Here is a 19,013-nt window from a genome sequence, read left to right as displayed (position 1 = left end):
CCCGGCCCCATCGCCGGACCATCCCCAGCGCTCCCGCCTGGCAGAAGACGTCGCGGTGACCGCATCCTCGCCCTACCCGCTCGGGATCACCCTGCAGGACGGGGGCTCGAACGTGGCCGTGTACAGCGAGAACGCCGACCGGGTGATCGTCTCGCTCTTCGACGCCCGCGGCCGGGAGACCCAGACCGTCCTCACCGACCGCACCGGCCACGTCTTCCACGGATTCGTCCCGGGACTCGTGCCGGGCACGCGATACGGGCTGCGCGTCAACGGACCGTGGGACCCCGCGAACGGGCTCCGCTTCTCCCCGGCGAAGGTCCTCCTCCCGCCTCAGGCGCGTGCCGTCACCGGCTCGTGGGACAACTCCCAGGCCGTCTTCGGCCACCAGCTGGGGCGGCCGAGGCGCCGCAGCGACACCAACGGGGCGAGGCACGTCGCACTCGGCGTCGCCATCGACCGCAAGGAGTTCGACTGGGGAGACCACCAGCGGCCGCGCATCCCTCTCAGCGAGACGATCATCTACGAGCTGCACGTGAAGGGGTTCACGAAGCTGATGGAGTGGGTGCCCGAGGAGTTCCGCGGCACCTACGCCGGCCTCGCGCATCCCGCCGCGGTCGAATACCTCAAGAACCTCGGCGTCACCGCGGTCGAGCTGCTCCCCATCCACCAGTTCGTCCAGGATGCGCACCTCCTCGAGAAGGGGCTGCGCAACTACTGGGGCTACAACTCCATCGGCTTCTTCGCTCCGCACAACGAGTACGCCGCGACCGGTGACACCGGCCACCAGGTCGACGAGTTCAAGGGCATGGTGAAGGCGCTGCACGCTGCAGGCATCGAGGTGATCCTCGACGTGGTCTACAACCACACCGCCGAGGGCAACGACCTCGGTCCCACCTACAGTTTCAAGGGCATCGACAACCCCTCGTACTACCGGCTCGTCCCGGGCGACGGCGCCCACTACTTCGACACCACCGGGACGGGGAACAGCTTCAACGTCAGCAACCCGGCCGCCCTCCAGGTCATCATGGACTCGCTTCGCTACTGGGTCGAGGACATGCACATCGACGGCTTCCGCTTCGACCTCGCGACCACCCTGACCCGCCAGGGCGGCGACATGAGCCTGCACAGCGCGTTCCTGACCCTCATCCAGCAGGACCCGACGCTCGCCGAGGTGAAGCTGATCGCCGAGCCGTGGGATGTGGCCGGCTATCAGCTGGGCGGGTTCCCGGCCGACTGGTCGGAGTGGAACGGCAAGTTCCGCGACGACGTGCGCGACTACTGGAGGGGAACGTTCGGCGTGCTGCCGACCCTCTCGCAGCGGGTCCTCGGCAGTCCGGACATCTACGAGGACTCGCGACGCGCCCCGCTCTCCAGCGTCAACTTCGTCACCGCCCACGACGGCTTCACGCTCGCCGATCTCACCAGCTACAACGAGAAGCACAACGAGGCGAACGGCGAGGACAACCGCGACGGCGAATCCGACAACCGTTCGAGCAACTACGGCGTCGAAGGCCCGACCGACGACGAGGGGATCAACGCCTTCCGGACGCGCCAGCGCAAGAACTTCCTCGCCACCGTGCTGCTCTCGGCCGGCGTGCCGATGATCCTCGGCGGCGACGAGATCGGCCGCACCCAGCGCGGCAACAACAACGCCTACTGCCAGGACAACGAGATCTCCTGGTTCGACTGGGAGCATGCGGACTGGGAGCTGCACGACTTCACCTCGAAGCTCATCCACTTGCGGCGCGCCGAACCCGCCCTGCGCCCGGAGTGGTACCGGCAGGCGCCCGAGGTCGGAGGCTCGGACGTGGTGTGCATCGTCCGCGCCGACGGACAGCCGTTCACCGGCGAGGACTGGTCCGACCCGGAGGCGCGCTCGATCGCCTTCGAGCTGCGGCACGAGCGCTCCGACTCCTTCCTGCTCATGCTCAACGCCGCCGGGAACGGCGTCGAATTCGTCCTGCCCGACCCGCTGGGAGCCGCCTGGGAGCTGGAGCTCACCAGCGACCCGGAGCTCGCCCTCAATGACAGCACCAGCGTCATCCTCGGCGAGTCGGCCTTCGCACTCCTGAGATCGAGGAGCACCTGATGCCCGAGTCCACCATCCCGGCGCTGCTCGGCCGCTACCGGCCGCAGCACGTCATCGGCCGCGGCGGGGAGGCCAGCATCTTCCGCGCCACCGACGAGCTCCTCGGCCGCGAGGTCGCCATCAAGCTGTACCGCTCCGCCGGCGAGGAGGAGATGGCGCAATACCGCACGGAGCAGGCGGCACTCGCCCGGCTCAGTCACCACGGAATCGTGTCGCTGATCGACGCCGGGATCGACTACTCCTCGCCCAAGGACCCTCGCCCCTTCCTGATCATGGAGCTCGTGTCCGGCACCGACCTGGCGGCGATGCTGGCGAAGCGGGAGCTGACACTCGAGGAGATCGCTGAGATCGCCTACGACATCTCGGAGGCGCTGGAGTACGTCCATGCCAACGGGGTCGTGCATCGCGACATCAAGCCGTCGAACATCCTGCTCGTCTCGTACGGCACCACGACGTTCCGCGCACGGGCGCGCCTGACCGATTTCGGCATCGCGAGCGGGATCGCCGGTGCCTCGCAGCAGCAGGAGGAGGGCAAGACGACCGGCACGGCCGCCTACCTCAGCCCGGAACAGGCGCTGCGCCAGCCGGCCACCTCGGCGAGCGACATCTACTCGCTCGGACTCGTGCTGCTGGAGTGCTTCACCCGCTCCGTGACGTATCCCGGCACTGCGGTGGAGTCGGCCCTCGCCAGGCTCGATCACGAGCCGCCCATCCCCGACGACCTGCCCGACGACTGGGGACGGATCCTCCACAGCATGACGGTCTCCGACCCCGCTGGCCGTCCGACCGCGGAGCAGCTGACGCCGATTCTCCGCGATGCGGTCATCGCCGCCGCCGGCCTCCAAAAGCGCCCCACCGCCTAACCCGGCCCGCCCCACCGTCGAGTACACGAAGACTGCACATCGAGAGCGCTCCCACTGTGCAGTCTTCGTGTACTCGACGGTGGGGCGTAGGCCGACGAGGGCGTAGGCCGGCGAGGGCGTAGGCCGACGAGAGCGAACGGCGACGAGGGCGCGGGGTGGGCTTCAGGCGCCGACGTAGCGGGCGAGGTGCTCGCCGGTGAGGGTGGAGCGCGCGGCGACCAGGTCGGCCGGCGTGCCCTCGAAGACGACGCGGCCGCCGTCGTGGCCGGCGCCGGGACCGAGGTCGACGATCCAGTCGGCGTGGGCCATCACAGCCTGGTGATGCTCGATGACGATCACCGACTTGCCCGAGTCCACCAACCGGTCGAGCAGCCCGAGGAGCTGCTCGACGTCGGCGAGGTGCAGGCCGGTGGTCGGCTCGTCCAGCACGTACACCCCGCCCTTCTCCGCCATGTGCGTCGCGAGCTTCAGCCGCTGGCGCTCCCCGCCCGACAGCGTCGTGAGCGGCTGGCCGATCGTCAGGTAGCCGAGCCCCACATCCACCAGACGATCGAGGATGGCGTGGGCCGCCGGGAGGCGCGCCTCCCCGCTGCCGAAGAACTCCTCCGCCTCGGACACGGGCATGGCCAGCACCTCGCTGATGTCGCGCCCGCCGAGGGTGTACTCGAGCACGGAGTGGTCGAAGCGCCGCCCCTCGCAGACCTCGCACACGGTGGAGACGCCCGCCATCACACCGAGGTCGGTGTAGATCACGCCGGCCCCGTTGCAGTTCGGGCAGGCGCCCTCGGAGTTGGCGCTGAACAGCGCCGGCTTCACCCCGTTGGCCTTGGCGAAGGCCTTCCGGATCGGCTCCAGCATCCCGGTGTACGTGGCCGGATTGCTGCGACGCGAGCCCCGGATCGCGCCCTGGTCCACCGCGACGACCCCTTCGCGGGGCGCGACCGACCCGTGGATCAGGGAGCTCTTGCCCGACCCGGCGACCCCTGTCACCACGACCAGGACTCCGAGTGGGATGTCGACGTCCACGTCCTGCAGGTTGTGCTCGGACGCGCCCCGCACCTCCAGCGCACCGCTCGCGGTCCGCACGGTCTCCTTCAGCCGCGCACGGTCGTCCAGATGCCGCCCGGTGAGCGTCCCGCTCGCGCGCAGGCCCTCGACCGTCCCCTCGAAGACGACCTCGCCCCCCGCGGAGCCGGCGTGCGGCCCCAGGTCGACCACATGGTCGGCGATGGCGATCGCCTCCGGCTTGTGCTCGACCACCAGCACCGTGTTGCCCTTGTCGCGCAGCTGCAGCAGCAGCTCGTTCATGCGCTGGATGTCGTGCGGGTGCAGACCGACCGTCGGCTCGTCGAAGACGTAGGTGATGTCGGTGAGCGACGACCCGAGGTGGCGGATCATCTTCGTGCGCTGCGCCTCGCCACCGGAGAGCGTTCCGGAGGCTCGGTCGAGCGAGAGGTAGCCGAGTCCGATGTCGACGAACGAGTCGAGCAGGTGCTGCAGGTTGGTGAGCAGCGGCGCCACCGACGGCTCGTTCAGCCCGCGCACCCAATCCGAGAGGTCGGTGATCTGCATGGCGCAGGCGTCGGCGATGCTGACGCCCGCGATCTTCGAGGATCGCGCACCCTCGCTCAACCGCGTCCCGCCGCATTCCGGACAGGCCGCGAAGGTGACCGCACGCTCGACGAACGCCCGGATGTGCGGCTGCATCGCCTCCACGTCCTTCGAGAGCATCGACTTCTGCACCTTCGGGATGAGCCCCTCGAAGGTCAGGTTGATGCCGTTGATCCGCACCTTCGTCGGTTCGCGGTACAGGAAGTCGTTCAGCTCGGTCTCGCTGTAGTCGCGGAGGGGCTTGCCCGGATCGAAGAAGCCCGATTCGCTGAAGATCCGCACCGACCAGCCGTCGGCCGTGTAGCCGGGAACGGTGATCGCGCCCTCGGCGAGCGACTTGCTCTCGTCGTACAGCTGGGCGAGGTCGAGGTCTGTGACCGTCCCCATCCCTTCGCAGCGCGGGCACATCCCTCCCGTCTGGGCGAACTCCCGCTTCTCGGTCTTGCCGCCGACCGTGATGGCGCCGCTGCCGGTGAGCGAGGGGATGTTGAACGAGAACGCCTGCGGGGAGCCGATGTGCGGCTGCCCGAGCCTGCTGAACAGGATGCGCAGCATCGCGTTCGCATCGGTCACCGTGCCCACGGTCGAGCGCACATTCGCGCCCATGCGTTCCTGATCGACGATGATCGCGGTGGTCAGTCCCTCGAGGACATCGACATCGGGCCGCGACAAGGAGGGCATGAACCCCTGCACGAACGCACTGTAGGTCTCGTTGATCATCCGCTGCGACTCGGCCGCGATCGTGGCGAACACCAGCGAGCTCTTGCCCGAACCGGAGACCCCGGTGAACACCGTCAGCCGTCGCTTGGGCAGCTGGACGCTCACATCCTTTGAGGTTGTTCTCCCGTGCCCCCTGGACACGGATGAGGTCGTGGCTGTCAGCCGCTGCGGTCATCGTCGATTCCCTCCATCGCGTCCGAACAACGATAGATCAGGAGGCGTCGCCCGGGGGGAGCACCCGGTAGCGGAGCCGCGCGAACTGGCCTATAGCGGTCGCCGACTCCAGGTGCAGCCGATCCGACTCCACCCGTCGCGGGAACAGCGGCGCGCCACCGGCCAGCGCGACCGGAGCGATCGAGACGGCCAGCTCGTCCAGCGCATCCGCGTCGAAGAACTGCGCCGCCAGGTCTCCGCCACCGACCACCCAGATGTCACCGTCGCCCGCCGCCTCGCGGATGGCCGGCAGCGCGCCGGACACCGGCCCGGACACGAAGCGGATGTCCGCACCCTCGGGAACCGGCAGCTCGCGGTGGGTGAACACGAACGCCGGGCGCGTTCCGTGGAACTCCTGCCAGCGCTCCGGATGCGCCAGGATGCCGGTCTCGCGCAGCACCCACTCGTACGTCGTGCGCCCCTCCACCATGACGGTCGCCTCCGTGGGGAGCAGCTCCGGATCGGGGACCTCCCCACCCGGCACCGCGAACAGCCACGCCAGCGAGTCGTGCTCATCCGCGATCCACCCGTTGAGTGTCGCGGCGGTGTCGAAGACGATTCTCCCCATGCCGGCGAAAGTACCGGCGACCACCGACAGAGTGGGAGCATGGGGCGCATGGATGCCGTCGACGCCCTGAACGAGATCGCCTTCTGGCTGGAGCGCGAGCTCGCGCCGAGCTTCAAAGTTCAGGCCTTCCGCCGTGCGGCGGCCACCATCGCCCCGCTGGATGCCGCGGAGCTGGCGACGCGCGTCGCCGACGGCCGCCTGAAGCGCACGAAGGGGATCGGCGACCGCACCTTCCAGGTGATCGCGCAGGCGGTCGACGGCGAGGTGCCGGGTTACCTCGCCGATCTCCGCGAACGCAACGCGGCCCCTCTCGACACGGGTGGCGCCGAGCTGCTCGCGCAGCTGAAGGGCGACCTCCACAGCCACACCGAGTGGTCCGACGGGACGACGCCGATCGAGGTGATGGCCGCCGCTGCCGCGACCCTCGGCCGGGAGTATCAGGCCGTCACCGACCACTCCCCCACGCTCACGGTGGCGAGCGGCCTGAGCGCTGAGCGGCTGGAGGAGCAGCTCGAGACCATCGCAGCCCTCGACACCGGACCGCTCACCCTCCTCACGGGGATCGAGGTCGACATCCTCGAGGACGGCACCCTCGACCAGACGCCCGGACTGCTGGGACGGCTGGATGTGGTGGTCGGCAGCGTGCATTCGAAGCTGCGGGCGGACAGCCGGACGATGACGGAGCGGATGCTCGGCGGCATCCGCGATCCGCAGACGAACATCCTCGGGCACTGCACCGGCCGGCTCGTCCAGGGCTCCCGGGGCACCCGTCCGCCCTCGGAGTTCGACGCCGAGGCCGTCTTCGCGGCGTGCGCCGAGAACCAGGTCGCAGTCGAGATCAACTCACGGCCCGAACGGCAGGACCCGCCGGACGAGCTCATCCGGCTCGCCCTCGACGCCGGCTGCTTCTTCTCCATCGACACGGATGCGCACGCGCCCGGTCAGCTCGACTTCCTCGCCTACGGCGCCGCCCGCGCCGCCGCCAACGGCGTCCCCGCCGATCGCATCATCACCACCTGGCCCTTGCCGCGCCTCCGCACCTTCCTGGCCAAGTCCTGACCCGCTCCTGCCCCCCTCCTGACCCGCTCCTGACCCCTCCTGACCCCCCTCCCCTCTGCCGAAGTGCTCGTAGGTGCACCCGACACGCCGTCCGAGGGTGCAACAACGAGCACTTCGGCAGAGGGAACGCGCGCACGCGGCGCAGGGGAACGCACGCGCAGGCAGCGGCGCGCGCACGCGGCGCGAGGAACGGGAGCGCCCGCGAGCGAGCGACGGGTCAGAAGCCCCAGGCGGACGCGGGGGCCCGCACGATCTCGACGGGTCGCGTGCTCCAGTGGGTCCCGTTGCCGTAGTGGCTGGATGCCCAGGGCGATGCCCAGATGGCCGCTGCGGTGGTGTCGGCCGACGTCCCCGCCTGGAGCCCGGCGACGATGCCCGGGTATCCGCGCTGCAGGTTCTTCGCGCAGTACTGCGCAGCCGTGACGAGGTCCGGGTAGCTGCCGAGGCCCGCGCCTCCGCCGGATCCGTACCCGTTGTTGAGCGGGTTGTTGCGGTTCCACCAGTCCGGCGGTCCGTTCTCCTGTCGCATCCAGCGGAGCATGAGGGTCACGTTCGCGTCGGTCTGCGGCCATCCGCCGAACATCAGGACCAGCTTCGCCCACGACTCGTTCGTGCCGATGTGCGCGAGGGTGTCGATCCCGTCCGTCGCCCCGATGCTCTCGCGGTCGACGACGGGCGCCGCGATCGTCGCATCCACGAGCAGCTGCTGCTGAGGAGCCGCTGGCCCGCCGTCCGCGAGCGCCGTCGATGGTGCCACGAGCAGAGTGGAGGCGAGCGCAGCATCCGTGGGGACGATGGAGAACGCGAAGACCAGGCCGATCACCGTCAGGGTGACGCCGAAGCGATGGTGGAGGGGCATGAGGACGCGCTTCGCCGGCTTCGGAAACCGGATGCGCACCCGTCGCGAGGGCACAGCTGCACGACGGCCCGCCGAGCGGCGGCCGCGGGGAACGGAGGGGACGGATGCGGAAGGCATACCCGAGGAAGATTACCAGCGCCCGCCTGGATCGTCATCCGAAGGGTCACGGAAGCTCGACCTGGCGGCTGATCGCACTCGTGTCGGTGTACGGCCGCGGCGGCCCGCCGCCATCGGGACCGCCCCGAGGCTGAGCATTGTCATACGGCCGGACGGCGCACCTTCAGGGTCGATCGCTCCGGCTTCGCTACGCTCGGGGGATGCACTCCCGCCGAGAGTCCTCCTGGTCGCTGCGCCTGCCCATCCACTGGATCGTGTGGACAGTCGTGCTCTTCGTCCTGACGGTCGGACTGGGGCTCGCGGCGAAAGCAGTGCCCGCTCTGCGCTTCAACGGGCTGGATGCGGCCGTCAACGGCGTCAACTCACCGCTCCTCGATGACGCCGCCCTCCTGCTGGACCGGCTCGACAGTCCGGTGGTCGTCGGGGTCATCCTCGTGATCGTCTTCGTCGTTCTGCTGCTGGTCGTCGGCTGGCGGAGGGCCCTGGGCGCCTGCATCGCCACGGGCGCCGGCTGGTTGACGACCCTCATCGTGAAGGCCGTGGTCGCCCAGCCGCGGCCGACGACGGCGGGGCTGACGCACCTGCTCCACATCTCGCCCGCGACTCTCAGCTACCCCAGCGGGCACGTCGTGTTCGCCGCCGCTCTGGTGACGGGGATCCTGTTCGTCTGCCGGACCCGTCTCGCGCGCGCGATCGTGCTCATCCTCGGCGCCCTCTTCGTGCTCGCCGTGGCCTGGTCGCGGCTCTACGTCGGCGTGCACTACGGAACCGATCTCATCGGTGGCGTGCTCAACGGCGTCGCCGGGGCATTCCTGATCGGCGGCCTGTGGAACCTCGCCACTCGGGGCCGCTCGCGCGCACGGGCGCACTGAGCCCCTTTCCCTTCGTCCGCCCAGTCCCTGAGCGCCTCCCCCGGCCTCAGGGCTGAGCTCGTGCGTGTCCTCTTCCGCCTGCGGTGTCCGCCCGCCGGCGGAAGATTCTTTTTGCGAACGCGTCACGAACGGCAATCCGGAGCGTCTTTCTAGACAAACGCCCGTACTGCCCGTAAGGACCCGACCCTTATGACCCGTGAGCTCGACGCCCTATCCGACACCGAGTTGATCGTCCGCGCCCGCAAGGGCGATTCCCACGCCTATGGGGTGCTCTGGAAGCGCCATTGGCCCGCTGCGCGCGGCATGGCGGCGTCCATCACCGGGCGCTTCGAACCCGACGACCTGGCCTCCGAGGCGTTCGCGCGCATCCTCAAGGCGGTCGAGAAGGGCAGCGGGCCGAGGTCCGGCTTCCGCTCGTACCTCGCCACGACCATCCGCAACGTCGCCATCGACTGGTCCCGTCGCAAGACGACACCGAACATCGAGGATCCGGACAGCGTCGAGGACTGGACGTACAGCGAGGTCACCGCGCTCAACCGCATCGACCGTCAGACGATCGCGCGGGCGTTCTACGCGCTGCCCGACAGCTGGCAGGAGGTGCTCTGGTACACCGAGGTGGAGGATATGGCGCCTCGGGATGTCGCGCCCCTTCTCGGGCTGACACCGAATGCCGTGTCCGCACTGGCCTTCCGCGCTCGGGAGGGGCTCAGGCAGGCGTGGATCACCGCGCACCTCGCCGAGTCGAACAGCACCGATCCGGCTCACGCCTGGACCCTCAACAAGCTCGGATCATACGTGCGGGACAAGCTCTCGCCAGCGGAGCGCCGCAAGGTGAAGCAGCACCTGGCGGCCTGCCCGGCCTGTTCGGACGCCGCCGCGGAGGCCGACGACGTGGGATACCGGCTCGCGCTCGGCATCCTCCCGCTCTTCCTCGGCATCGCGGGCGCGGCCGCGTACTCGGCATGGACCATGACCAGCGATCCCGGCGGCGCGGCGGTCGCTGCGACCCTGCCCGATCCTGCGGCCGGCATTCGCCACGTCGCGCGGTTGCGGCACTTCTTGAGTGCCGGCACGGGCGGAAGCAACATCGGGATGGTCGCCACCGCGACCACGATGGTCGTGGCAGCAGCTCTGACGGCGGGAGCTGTGATGGCGCCGCCGGAGTCACCGGTCGCTGCGTCCGCCTCCGCGGGCGTTACACCATCCTCTGGCCCGGAGCACACCTCAGGTGCCGGCCGGAATGAGGCGGAGCTTCCCTCGCAACCGGGTCCCCTCCCTGCCCCCGGCATCCTGCCGACCGTGCCGTTGCCGACGGACGCCGGGAGCGCCGTTGCCCCTCCCGCCGCGAGCGTCCCCGCTTCGGCGTCTTCCTCTGCCGGAGGCCCAGCCGCCGAACCGACGGTTGCCGAACCGGCCCCCACCGAACCGACGGTCACCGAACCGGCCCCCACCGAACCGACGATCGCCGAACCGTCCCCCACCGAACCGGCCGGTCCCGGGACCGGGCAGAACGAAGACGGGACAACTGGCGGTCCCGGCCGCGAGGCGGCACCCGGCGGATGCGAAGCGGCTCTCCGCTCTGTTCCCTCCGCGGACACCCTCCTGGCGTACGCGCTGGACGACCCGGAAGGCTCGATGGTCGCCACCGACCTCGCGCACGGCGGCACCGCGCAGTACGACGGCTTCCCGGGCGAGGCCGGCTGGTCGCTCACGGACAGCACCCGCCGACCGGCGACGGACGTCTTCAGCATCCAGATCTGGTTCACGACCACGGTGGGAGGTGGGCGCCTCCTCGGGTTCAGCTCGTCTCCCGGAGGGCCCTCGCTCTATCACGACCGCCAGTTGTTCCTCACGGATGACGGCAGGCTGGTGTTCGGCGTCTTCCCCGAGGCGGTCCACACCGTCGAGTCGAGCCGGTCGTACAGCGACGGCCGCTGGCACCAGGCCACGGCCACCCTCTCGAACGACGGGATGGCGCTCTACGTCGACGGCGAGCTGGTAGCCCGCGACTCGACGGTGACTCACGGCGAAGACTTCGGGGGATTCTGGCGCATCGGCTACGACAGCCTCGCCAACTGGGGACCCGGCACTCCGAGCCGATACCAGTTCACCGGCAGTCTGGCCTACGCCGCCGTCTACGGCACGGCTCTGTCCGCCGACCAGATCCGATCGCAGTGGTCTCTGTGCGGTGGATGACTTCGCGTCATCATTCGCTCCGGCCAACGTCTTCATAACGTGAGAGGGCGTTTCAGGGCTTCGTTCTCTCACCAGGAGGGACCCGTTCTTGGGGAACTCCGACGTGGAGCGGTCCGGCCTGTCCCGTCGGGTAGCGGGCCAGCCGGGCCGCTCCACCGATCCGGGCAGGAATGCCAGGAATACCAACGCCAGTAACCCCAGGAACCCCAGGAACGCCAGGAACGCCAGGAACGCCAGGAAAACGAAGATCACCACGATGGGAAAGAACCGACGAGAAGCGAGACCCTGAGATGAGCGCGACACGCGGCGATCCGTGCGAGCGTGCAGCGCGGCTCGTCATCGCTCACACCGACGGTTGGCGCGGAGAACTGGTCACCCCCCTCATCCCGCGCGACCCCGACTCCCCCCTGCGCTCGGCGCTCCTCAGGGAGCGCGCCCTGCGGCTCCGCGAGCTGCGCACGCTCGACTTCCGCGTCTATGACACGGTTCGCGTCGAGGAGGCGGGCCCCGGAGACAACTACCGCATCATCGACCGCTTCAAGGTCGCGGCCGGCGTGCAGCGCACGGTCTGATCGATCCGCTGGGCCTCATACCCAGGGTGAATTCCACCGACGCCTCGTGCCATGCCCCTCATCGCCCCGACGCCGCCGGTAATGTGAATGCATGCATTCCGGCGAGGAGACGTTCACGGCATTTCTCGTGCACCCTGCGACTCCCTCGCTCGATCGGCCGATCGAACTCCCGATCCTCGCCGCGCGGCCGCCCGTACGCATTCGCGTTCCCACGGACTCCGACCGCAGCGCTATGGACGTCTATGAGCTCGTCGCCGCAGACGACTGGCCCCGCGAAGCCATGTACCGGTACCTCACCACGGAACTCCCCGGGTCCTGAAGATCACGCGCTCTAGCCAAGCGGCGCCCTGCCTCGCCAAGCTAGCTGCTGTTCGCTCATCGTGAATGGCTGGGGAAGAGGTGGATGCGATGACCGATGACACGGGCCGGCCGCCGGAATCGGGGGAGCGGCACTGGGAACGGGTCTTCACTCACCCCGATGTCGAGCGGGTGAAGCAGATCGGTGACGTCGTCCGCGTCCGCCTGCGCTCGGGCATCGAACTGGAGTGGCCGACCGCGTCCGTGAGGCCGGCCACGCGGGGCGGGGGACCGGGCTGAGCCGGCGGCGGGAAGATCGTCTAGTGCGTGAGGCCGGCGCAGGTGCACGATGTGTCTCGCCGGAGGGATGATCCGGCAGTCGTCGAACGGCGCATCGGCGGCCACGGTGAGAAGACGGAAAAGGGTGGAGGGCGATTTCCGAGCGAACCCGAACGCGTCGGTGCCCTCCACCCCTTGAGAGAAGCCACTGCCCGAAGAAGCTTCCGACTATTAGGACTGAGGATTCGCTCTCCTATGACGCGGAATGGGAGGTTTCGGGGATGATCGGGGATGCATCCACCTCGGCGTCCGGTCTCCCGGTGCGCCTCGACTCTCTGATCGGCCGGCGGGAGGAGCTCTCGCTGATCCGGCGGCTCCTGCAGACCTCCACCCGTGCCGTGACCATCACGGGCGCTGCCGGCGTGGGGAAGAGCCGCATCGCCATCGCCGCCGCCGAGTCGCTGAAGCGGTCGGTCTCGGGCGTCTGGTACGTGGATGTGAGCGGCAGCGGCGGCGAGGTCGCCGCAGCCGTCGCCCACGAGCTGAAGGTCGACAGCGGTGAGGATGCGTTGTCCGCCGTCACTGCCGCGATCGGCGAGAGCGACTGCGTGCTGCTGCTGGACGACGTGGATGAGGCGGTCGCCGAGACGACCGCCTTCGTGGATGTGCTCCTCACCTCCTGCCCCGGGGCCCGGCTGATCGTCACCGGCCGGGAGCCGATCGCCTCTGCCGGGAATGTCCTCGTCGCCCTCGGGCCGCTCGGCGCTCACGACCTGACCGCATCGAGCGACGCCGTCCGGCTGTTCGCCGACCGGGCCGCGTCCGCCGATGCCCGCTTCGCCGTCGACGAGGGCACCCTCCCGCACGTGATCCGGATCTGCGCGGCGACCGGGGGCGTTCCCCTGGCGATCGAGCTGGCCGCCGCCCAATTGCAGTTCCTGGATGTGCGCACGCTCGCCAAGCGGATGGACCGCCAGTTGCGGACCCTGGAGCCGTCGGGCTCCGCCTACCGGTCCCTCCGGGCGGCTGTGGAGGACAGCTGGGAGCGATGCGATCCCGCCGAGCGGAGGGTCTGGACGGATCTCTCGGTGCTCGCTCCGGGCTGGGACCTGGAACTGGGTGAAGCGATGGCGGCGCTGAGCGTGCCGGAGCCGGATTCTGCCACGGCCGTCGTCAAGCAGCTCATCCGGCGCTCGATCGTTCACCGCCGGCGTCTCGAGGGCGGGGTCCGCTACGAGCTGCTGCCCGCCCTCCGTGAGTTCGGCGAGGAGCGGTTGCAGGATCCGCCGGAGGTCCGGCGACACTTCGTGACCTGCATGATTCGGCGGTTGCACGATGCGGAGGACCATTGGTTCTCGGGCCGGCAGGCGGAGATCCTGCGCCGCCTGCGTGGCGACATCCCGAACATCCGGCGCGCGGTGAAGACGGCTGCGGCGCTCGGGGACACCGATCGGGCCGTCGAGGTGGTCGTCACCGGGTGGCGGCAGGCGTTCCAGATCCATGGGAGCGAGGACGAGCTGGCGACCTGGGTGGCGATGGCACTGGAGGCGGGCACCCCGTCGCCGCGCTGGGCGGCTCTGGGCCACGCTCTCCGGACGGCGATCTTCGGCCAGAGCGGGAAGCCGGGACTCGCGGCCGCCGAGCTGGAGCAGGCCGGGGCCGCACGCGACATCGTCCTCTCCGGCGACGACCCCGACATCGCCCGCACCTGCGACGCGGCCGTCCGCAGCGCCGCGGAGACGCTCGAGCGCGACGACGGTGAAGCGGCGATCCTCCTGCGCAGCCTCCTGAACGAACTCGGCGAGGATGCCTACCGATTCGGCCTGATGAACACTCCGCAGCGGCTGGCGGCACGGCTGTACGCACTCGGCGACACGGAGGCGGCGGACGCCGTCGGCGCTGCGATCGTGGAGCGGGCCGTCGCCGTAGGAGACCGGTTCGAGCGGTCGTTCCTGCTGACGACGCGCGCGACCGCCGCCGCCGCTGTCGGGGACTATACGACCGCCGAGGCAGCGGCACGGGAGGCTCTCGTGCTGAAGCGGGGACTGGGGAACGGACTGGGCGTCGCACAAGCGCTGGAACTGCTCGCCGATGTCGCCAGGGAGCGATCGGACCCCGTCCGCAGCGCCCGCCTGCTCGGCGCGGCGGCGGCCCGCTGGCGCGAGGCGGGCGCGCTCCGCGGCAACTACCCTCCGTACTTCTACGACCGCGACAGGACCGAGCGGGCGGTGCGCCATCGCCTCGGCGACCCGGCCTTCGACCGTGCATTCGGGTACGGGGCGGCACTCAGCGAAGACGAGAGCATCGAGTTCGCTTTGCACCGCATCGTGGAGGCGCACGGTCGCGCCGGCGTGCCGTCCCTGCCCGGAGCCTCCCCGCTGACCGCGCGGGAGACCCAGGTGGCGGCCCTCGTAGCGGACGGCGCGTCGAACAAGGAGATGGCTCGCCGGCTGTTCGTGTCCATCCGCACCATCGAGACGCACGTGCAGAACGCGCTCGTCAAGCTCGGCCTGCGTTCACGGACCGAGCTGGCGCTCTGGTACCGCGAGCACCCGACCCGGCGGTGACGGCCCTCGGGGACGGGCCCCTCGGAGACTGATCCCGGCGGTGACGGGCCCCTCGGTGACCGCTCACCCGGAGGGCGCCGCTGGCGCACACGCCCTCCGGGGCGGACACTCAGGCGGCGAGAACCAGGCCCCCGCGCGCGGTCACCAGCGCCTCTCGGAGGCCCTTCCTCGCCCGCAGGGCGAGCGCGCTGACCGCCCCTGCCGTCATCCCCATCTCCTCGGCCACCACGCCGACGGGCAGTTCGTACAGGCAGGTCAGCACCAGGACGCGCCGCCAGCGCTCCGGCAGCGAGCGGAACGGCTGTTCGAGGTCTCCGAGGTCGGCTACCTCGAACTCGTGGGACCCGACGCCGGAGTCGTCCTCCAGGGGCACGAGAGCGAGCCGCGCTTCCCGGACGCCCCAGGTCGCGGCGACCGTCCGGACCGCGACGGCGAGGTAGTTGCCGAACCCGCGCGTGGGCCCCTTGCCGTTGGTGAGCGCGATGAGAACTTTGGTGAACGCTTCCTGCACGATGTCCTGGGAGTCGAAGCGCGTCGTTGTGCTGCGTGCCACCCGGTGCGCCCAGCCCTGGTAGCGAATCCACAGCTCGCCGAGGGCCGCATTGTCGCCGCCGCGGATGCGGTGGACGAGCTCCAGGTCGGTCGGGCGCACGGTGATGGCGGCCATCGTCTCTCCTCGGTCGGTGTCCGATTCGAAACCGTCCGAATCGGTGACCTCAGGCTCGAATCCGCGGTCCGGCCGCAGGAACGGCGAAACTACCGAGCGACTACCGAGGACGACAGGGGCACCGCTCGGCACTCGCGACTCCTCGTCTCAGAAGGACGGCAGGATCGCCGTCACTCTCTGAAGACGCCGGAGGGTGCGATGTGCTGACGGAGTAGCGTTGACGCATGAGCTTGAGCGTGGAGAATCAGCCTGATCGGTCCCGCTACGCCCTGCTGCAGGACGGCGAGGTGATCGGCGTCGCCGAGTACGACCTGCGGCACGACGCAATCGTGTTCACCCACACCGAGATCGACGAGGACAAGCGCGAGAAGGGGATGGCGTCGACCCTCGTTCAGACCGCCCTCGACGATGTGCGCGACCACTCCGGACTCCGGGTGATCGCCTCCTGCCCCTACGTGCGGAGGTGGCTCAGCCAGCATCCCGGCTACGCGGACCTGCAGAAGCGGTAGCGCGACCGTCCTCGCTGGGCGCGCGGCCTTCGGCCCGCTGACCCTGACCCGCCACACCGAGGTCGAGGGTGATCTTGCCGCCCTCGAAGCCGCTCTCACCGCCGTCGCCCGGCAGCGGTGCGGGAGCAGGCAGGAAGGACTGGCGGTCCAGCTCCTGCTGGGCCTCGTGACGGGTCGGGGCGAACACCTCGTCCAGCGGTCCCCCGAGGGCCCCGCTCAGGGATCCGGACCCGCGCTGCGCCTTGTTCGACAGGTCGATCCAGCCGAGCTTCACGGCCACCACGATGGCGGCGGCGAAGGCCGCCACGATCCCCACCACCCACCAATTCACGCCCTCCAGGGTACCGGAGGACCTGTGGGCTTCCTGGGCGGACGCCGGTGGATGCCCGATGGCTGCGTGCCGCTGCCGGGGGGGGGCTTCCGCTCAGGGAACGCGGTAGAGCCACTCCTCGGTCGCGAACTTCTCGGCCACCAGTTTCTCGGCTTCGGCGTACTCGGCGTCGGTGATGTCGCCCTCGGTGGCGCCGTAGAGGTTCGTGAACGTCAGCTTCAGCTGTTCGATGATCTCGGACCGGCTGAGTCCGGTCTGGCTCCGCAGCGGATCCACCCGCTTGGCCGCGCTGGTGATGCCCTTGTCGCTGATCTTCTCGCGACCGATCCGGAGCACCTCGGTCATCTTCTGGCCGTCCATGTCGTAGCTCATGGTGACGTGGTGCAGTACAGCGCCGGAGCCGAGCCGCTTCTGGGCGGCGCCGCCGATCTTGCCGGTGGGGCTCGTGATGTCGTTGAGCGGCTGGTACACGGCGTCGATGCCGAGCAACTTCAGCGCGATGATCGCCCACTCGTCGAGGAAGGCGTAGCTGTCCGCGAAGCTCATCCCCTGCACGAGGTCCGCCGGGGCGTAGATGGAGTAGGTGACGACGGAGCCGGCCTCCATGAACATCGCGCCGCCGCCGGAGATGCGCCGGACCACCTGGATGCCGTACTTCGCGGCGTTCTCGGGGTCGACCTCGTTCTTGACCGACTGGAAGCTGCCGATGACCACGGCGGGCTCGTCCCACTCCCAGATCCGCAGCGTCGGGCCACGGCGTCCTTCGCCGACCTCGTTGGCGAGCACCTCATCCAGCGCCAGATGCAGCTGCGGCGACACAGCCTTGGCGTGGACGATCTGCCAGTCGTAGTCGCGCCAGCTGGTCGCCTTGGCGAGCGCCCGGCGGACGGCCACGGCGACCGCCTCCGGCGAGAAGCCCAGCAGGGAGGCGCCCGCGGGGAGGGCCTCTTTCACCGCCGCAGCGATGGTCTTGGCGTCCACCTCGGCCGGCAGCCCGTTCACCGCGGCGTCGATGGCCTCCAGCGCACTGTCGGGTTCGAGGAAGAAGTCGCCGGCGAGCCGGAAGCCGGCGATCCGCCCCTCCACGATCTCCAGATCCACGACGACGAGCTTTCCCCCGGGGACCTTGTACTCACCATGCATGTCCCCACCCTAAGTCCCCTCCGCCCCACCATCGACTCCACAAAGATTGCACGTTGCGACCCCCGAAAACGTGCAATCTTTGTGTACTCGACGGTGGGGGGTTAGGCGCGGGAGGGGAAACGGGCGGTGAGCCAGGCGGTGAGGTCGGCGTAGACCTCGGCGCGGTCGGTCTCGTTGTAGACCTCGTGGCGCGCGCCCTCGTAGACGATCGTGGTCACGTCCGAGAGACCGGAGCGCGTCCGGAAGGCGCGCTCCAGGCGCCGGGCGCTGACCGGTCCGCCGAGGGGATCGTCGGATCCCACCTGGATGAGAACCGGCAGGTCGTGCGCGAGCCGGCGGGCCGGCCGCCCGAGCAGCCGCGCCGCATCCACCGTCCCGAACAGCTTCTGGAGGGGGGTGAGCGTGGTGAGCGGGTCGTCCACGAACGCCTGGGCGACCGCGGGGTCGCGGCTCAGCCACTCGGCGCCCGTGGTGCCGAGGTGGGCGTGGCGCTTGTTCAGGTCGCCGCCGTTCATCGAGCCGAGCATCCGGTAGGCCGTGCCCGACAGCACCATGGCGTCGTACTCGTCGCTGTACCGGTTGAGCAGCAGCTGCCCGATCAGCGACCCCCAGCTGTGGCCCACGAAGACGAACGGCAGGCCGGGGTTCTCCTGGCGGATGAGCCCGCTGAACGCGTGCACATCGCGCACAGCTGCTCGGAGGCCGCCCGGGCCGAGCCGTCCGAGGCGGGTGGCGTCGCCGTCCCACTGCTCCATCCCGGTGCGTCCGTGGCCGAGGTGGTCGTCGGCGTACACGGCGAACCCTGCAGCGGCGAGGTGCTCGGCGAGCTCCCGGTAGCGGCCCGCGTGCTCTCCGACTCCGTGTGCAAGCTGGATGGCGGCCGCGGGCCGCGTCCCCTCGGGATGCGGAGCGTAGACGTCGAAGTACACGCGGACGCCGTCGTCGTCCTCGAAGGTCCTGCCCTGTTCGCTGCGCACGGGCTCATTCTGGCGCACGCCGGGCCCTTCGGGGGTTTATTTAGCCAACCTAATTTGTTAGGCTAACTATTCATGAATGGACGGCTGTCGACGCACGACCTCAGCACCGCTCTCCGCATCGCGGTGGCGCGGCTGTCGCGTCGGCTCCGCGCCGAGAAAGAGGACCACGAGCTCAGCGACTCGCAGACCGCGATCCTCGCCTACCTCGTGCGCGAGGGGTCCGGCACGATCGGCCGCTTGAGCGAGTACGAGCGCGTCACGCCGCCGTCGATGAACCGCACGGTGAACCGCCTGGAGGAGGCCGGCTACGTCGAGCGGACGGCCGACCAGGCCGACGGCCGCAAGGTCGTCGTCGTGCCCACCGAGCGCGGCGTCGAGCTGGTCGCCGAGACCCGCCGGCGGCGCGACGCGTGGCTGCACCAGCGCCTGCGCACCCTCTCGCCCGAGCAGCGGGCGATCCTCGCTCAGGCCGCCGACATCATCCGGGAGCTGGCCGAATCGTGA

General features: G+C 69.8%; 16 protein-coding genes and 1 pseudogene. 10 read left to right on the top strand and 7 right to left on the bottom strand.

Annotated elements, in window-relative coordinates; translation table 11 throughout:
• Window positions 1-55: 55 nt before the first annotated feature.
• Together glgX and BM287_RS01015 are read left to right on the top strand one after the other, a co-directional pair.
• Window positions 56-2,089: a glycogen debranching protein GlgX gene (gene glgX, locus BM287_RS01020; RefSeq protein WP_090035232.1), complete on the top strand. Its 2,034-nt coding sequence runs from the start codon at window positions 56-58 to the stop codon at window positions 2,087-2,089.
• The gene (locus BM287_RS01015) at window positions 2,089-2,952 is read left to right on the top strand and encodes a serine/threonine-protein kinase (protein WP_090035235.1); all 864 of its coding nucleotides are present in this window, start codon (window positions 2,089-2,091) and stop codon (window positions 2,950-2,952) included. Before glgX ends, BM287_RS01015 begins: the two co-directional genes overlap by 1 nt.
• A gap of 162 nt (window positions 2,953-3,114) precedes the next feature.
• Here BM287_RS01015 and BM287_RS01010 read toward each other — a convergent pair.
• Window positions 3,115-5,458 (bottom strand): annotated as a pseudogene (locus tag BM287_RS01010) (excinuclease ABC subunit UvrA).
• A gap of 36 nt (window positions 5,459-5,494) precedes the next feature.
• Complete coding sequence (locus BM287_RS01005) at window positions 5,495-6,064, bottom strand: dihydrofolate reductase family protein (RefSeq protein ID WP_090035595.1); 570 nt, start codon at window positions 6,062-6,064, stop codon at window positions 5,495-5,497.
• A 48-nt stretch (window positions 6,065-6,112) separates the two neighbouring features.
• Between BM287_RS01005 and BM287_RS01000 the strand changes: the two genes are divergently transcribed.
• A complete protein-coding gene (locus tag BM287_RS01000) occupies window positions 6,113-7,123 on the top strand; it encodes a PHP domain-containing protein (protein WP_090035239.1) in 1,011 nt (336 codons plus the stop codon).
• Between the two features lie 217 nt (window positions 7,124-7,340).
• Here BM287_RS01000 and BM287_RS00995 read toward each other — a convergent pair whose 3' ends face one another.
• Entirely contained in the window at window positions 7,341-8,099 is a 759-nt protein-coding gene (locus tag BM287_RS00995; protein ID WP_244527803.1) for a hypothetical protein, read from the bottom strand.
• 200 nt (window positions 8,100-8,299) lie between these two features.
• Here BM287_RS00995 and BM287_RS00990 point away from each other — a divergent pair, with 200 nt between their 5' ends.
• The 5 genes from BM287_RS00990 to BM287_RS00965 all read left to right on the top strand — a co-directional run bounded on the left by BM287_RS00990 (window position 8,300) and on the right by BM287_RS00965 (window position 14,882).
• The gene (locus BM287_RS00990; RefSeq protein WP_090035242.1) at window positions 8,300-8,971 is read left to right on the top strand and encodes a phosphatase PAP2 family protein; all 672 of its coding nucleotides are present in this window, start codon (window positions 8,300-8,302) and stop codon (window positions 8,969-8,971) included.
• 189 nt (window positions 8,972-9,160) lie between these two features.
• The gene (locus BM287_RS00985; protein ID WP_090035245.1) at window positions 9,161-11,167 is read left to right on the top strand and encodes a sigma-70 family RNA polymerase sigma factor; all 2,007 of its coding nucleotides are present in this window, start codon (window positions 9,161-9,163) and stop codon (window positions 11,165-11,167) included.
• A 290-nt stretch (window positions 11,168-11,457) separates the two neighbouring features.
• Window positions 11,458-11,739: a hypothetical protein gene (locus BM287_RS00980; RefSeq protein WP_090035247.1), complete on the top strand. Its 282-nt coding sequence runs from the start codon at window positions 11,458-11,460 to the stop codon at window positions 11,737-11,739.
• A gap of 408 nt (window positions 11,740-12,147) precedes the next feature.
• Window positions 12,148-12,336 carry a hypothetical protein gene (locus BM287_RS00970; protein WP_090035252.1) on the top strand — a complete coding sequence of 63 codons (189 nt, stop codon included), beginning with the start codon at window positions 12,148-12,150 and terminating at the stop codon, window positions 12,334-12,336.
• 260 nt (window positions 12,337-12,596) lie between these two features.
• Window positions 12,597-14,882 (top strand): LuxR C-terminal-related transcriptional regulator, encoded by a 2,286-nt coding sequence (locus tag BM287_RS00965; protein ID WP_090035255.1) that lies wholly within the window; start codon window positions 12,597-12,599, stop codon window positions 14,880-14,882.
• 109 nt (window positions 14,883-14,991) lie between these two features.
• On the opposite strand, the gene BM287_RS00960 is transcribed toward BM287_RS00965, so the two are convergent.
• Window positions 14,992-15,549, bottom strand: coding sequence for an RNA polymerase sigma factor (locus BM287_RS00960; protein WP_090035598.1), 558 nt, complete (start codon window positions 15,547-15,549; stop codon window positions 14,992-14,994).
• Between the two features lie 224 nt (window positions 15,550-15,773).
• Here BM287_RS00960 and BM287_RS00955 point away from each other — a divergent pair, with 224 nt between their 5' ends.
• A complete protein-coding gene (locus BM287_RS00955) occupies window positions 15,774-16,058 on the top strand; it encodes a GNAT family N-acetyltransferase (RefSeq protein ID WP_090035258.1) in 285 nt (94 codons plus the stop codon).
• Here BM287_RS00955 and BM287_RS00950 read toward each other — a convergent pair.
• From BM287_RS00950 to BM287_RS00940, 3 genes are all read right to left on the bottom strand, one after another.
• Window positions 16,018-16,389 (bottom strand): hypothetical protein, encoded by a 372-nt coding sequence (locus BM287_RS00950; RefSeq protein ID WP_244527802.1) that lies wholly within the window; start codon window positions 16,387-16,389, stop codon window positions 16,018-16,020. The genes BM287_RS00955 and BM287_RS00950 overlap by 41 nt on opposite strands.
• A gap of 93 nt (window positions 16,390-16,482) precedes the next feature.
• The gene (locus BM287_RS00945; protein WP_090035260.1) at window positions 16,483-17,532 is read right to left on the bottom strand and encodes a lipoate-protein ligase LplAB; all 1,050 of its coding nucleotides are present in this window, start codon (window positions 17,530-17,532) and stop codon (window positions 16,483-16,485) included.
• A gap of 101 nt (window positions 17,533-17,633) precedes the next feature.
• Window positions 17,634-18,509 (bottom strand): alpha/beta fold hydrolase, encoded by an 876-nt coding sequence (locus tag BM287_RS00940; protein WP_090035263.1) that lies wholly within the window; start codon window positions 18,507-18,509, stop codon window positions 17,634-17,636.
• A gap of 72 nt (window positions 18,510-18,581) precedes the next feature.
• Here BM287_RS00940 and BM287_RS00935 point away from each other — a divergent pair, with 72 nt between their 5' ends.
• Window positions 18,582-19,013: a MarR family winged helix-turn-helix transcriptional regulator gene (locus BM287_RS00935; protein WP_090035265.1), complete on the top strand. Its 432-nt coding sequence runs from the start codon at window positions 18,582-18,584 to the stop codon at window positions 19,011-19,013.

The sequence above is a fragment of the Leifsonia sp. CL147 genome (assembly GCF_900114565.1).
Classification (GTDB): domain Bacteria; phylum Actinomycetota; class Actinomycetes; order Actinomycetales; family Microbacteriaceae; genus Leifsonia.
The sequence above is the reverse complement of the archived record's forward strand: the minus strand, read 5'-3'. Positions and strand labels throughout refer to the sequence as shown.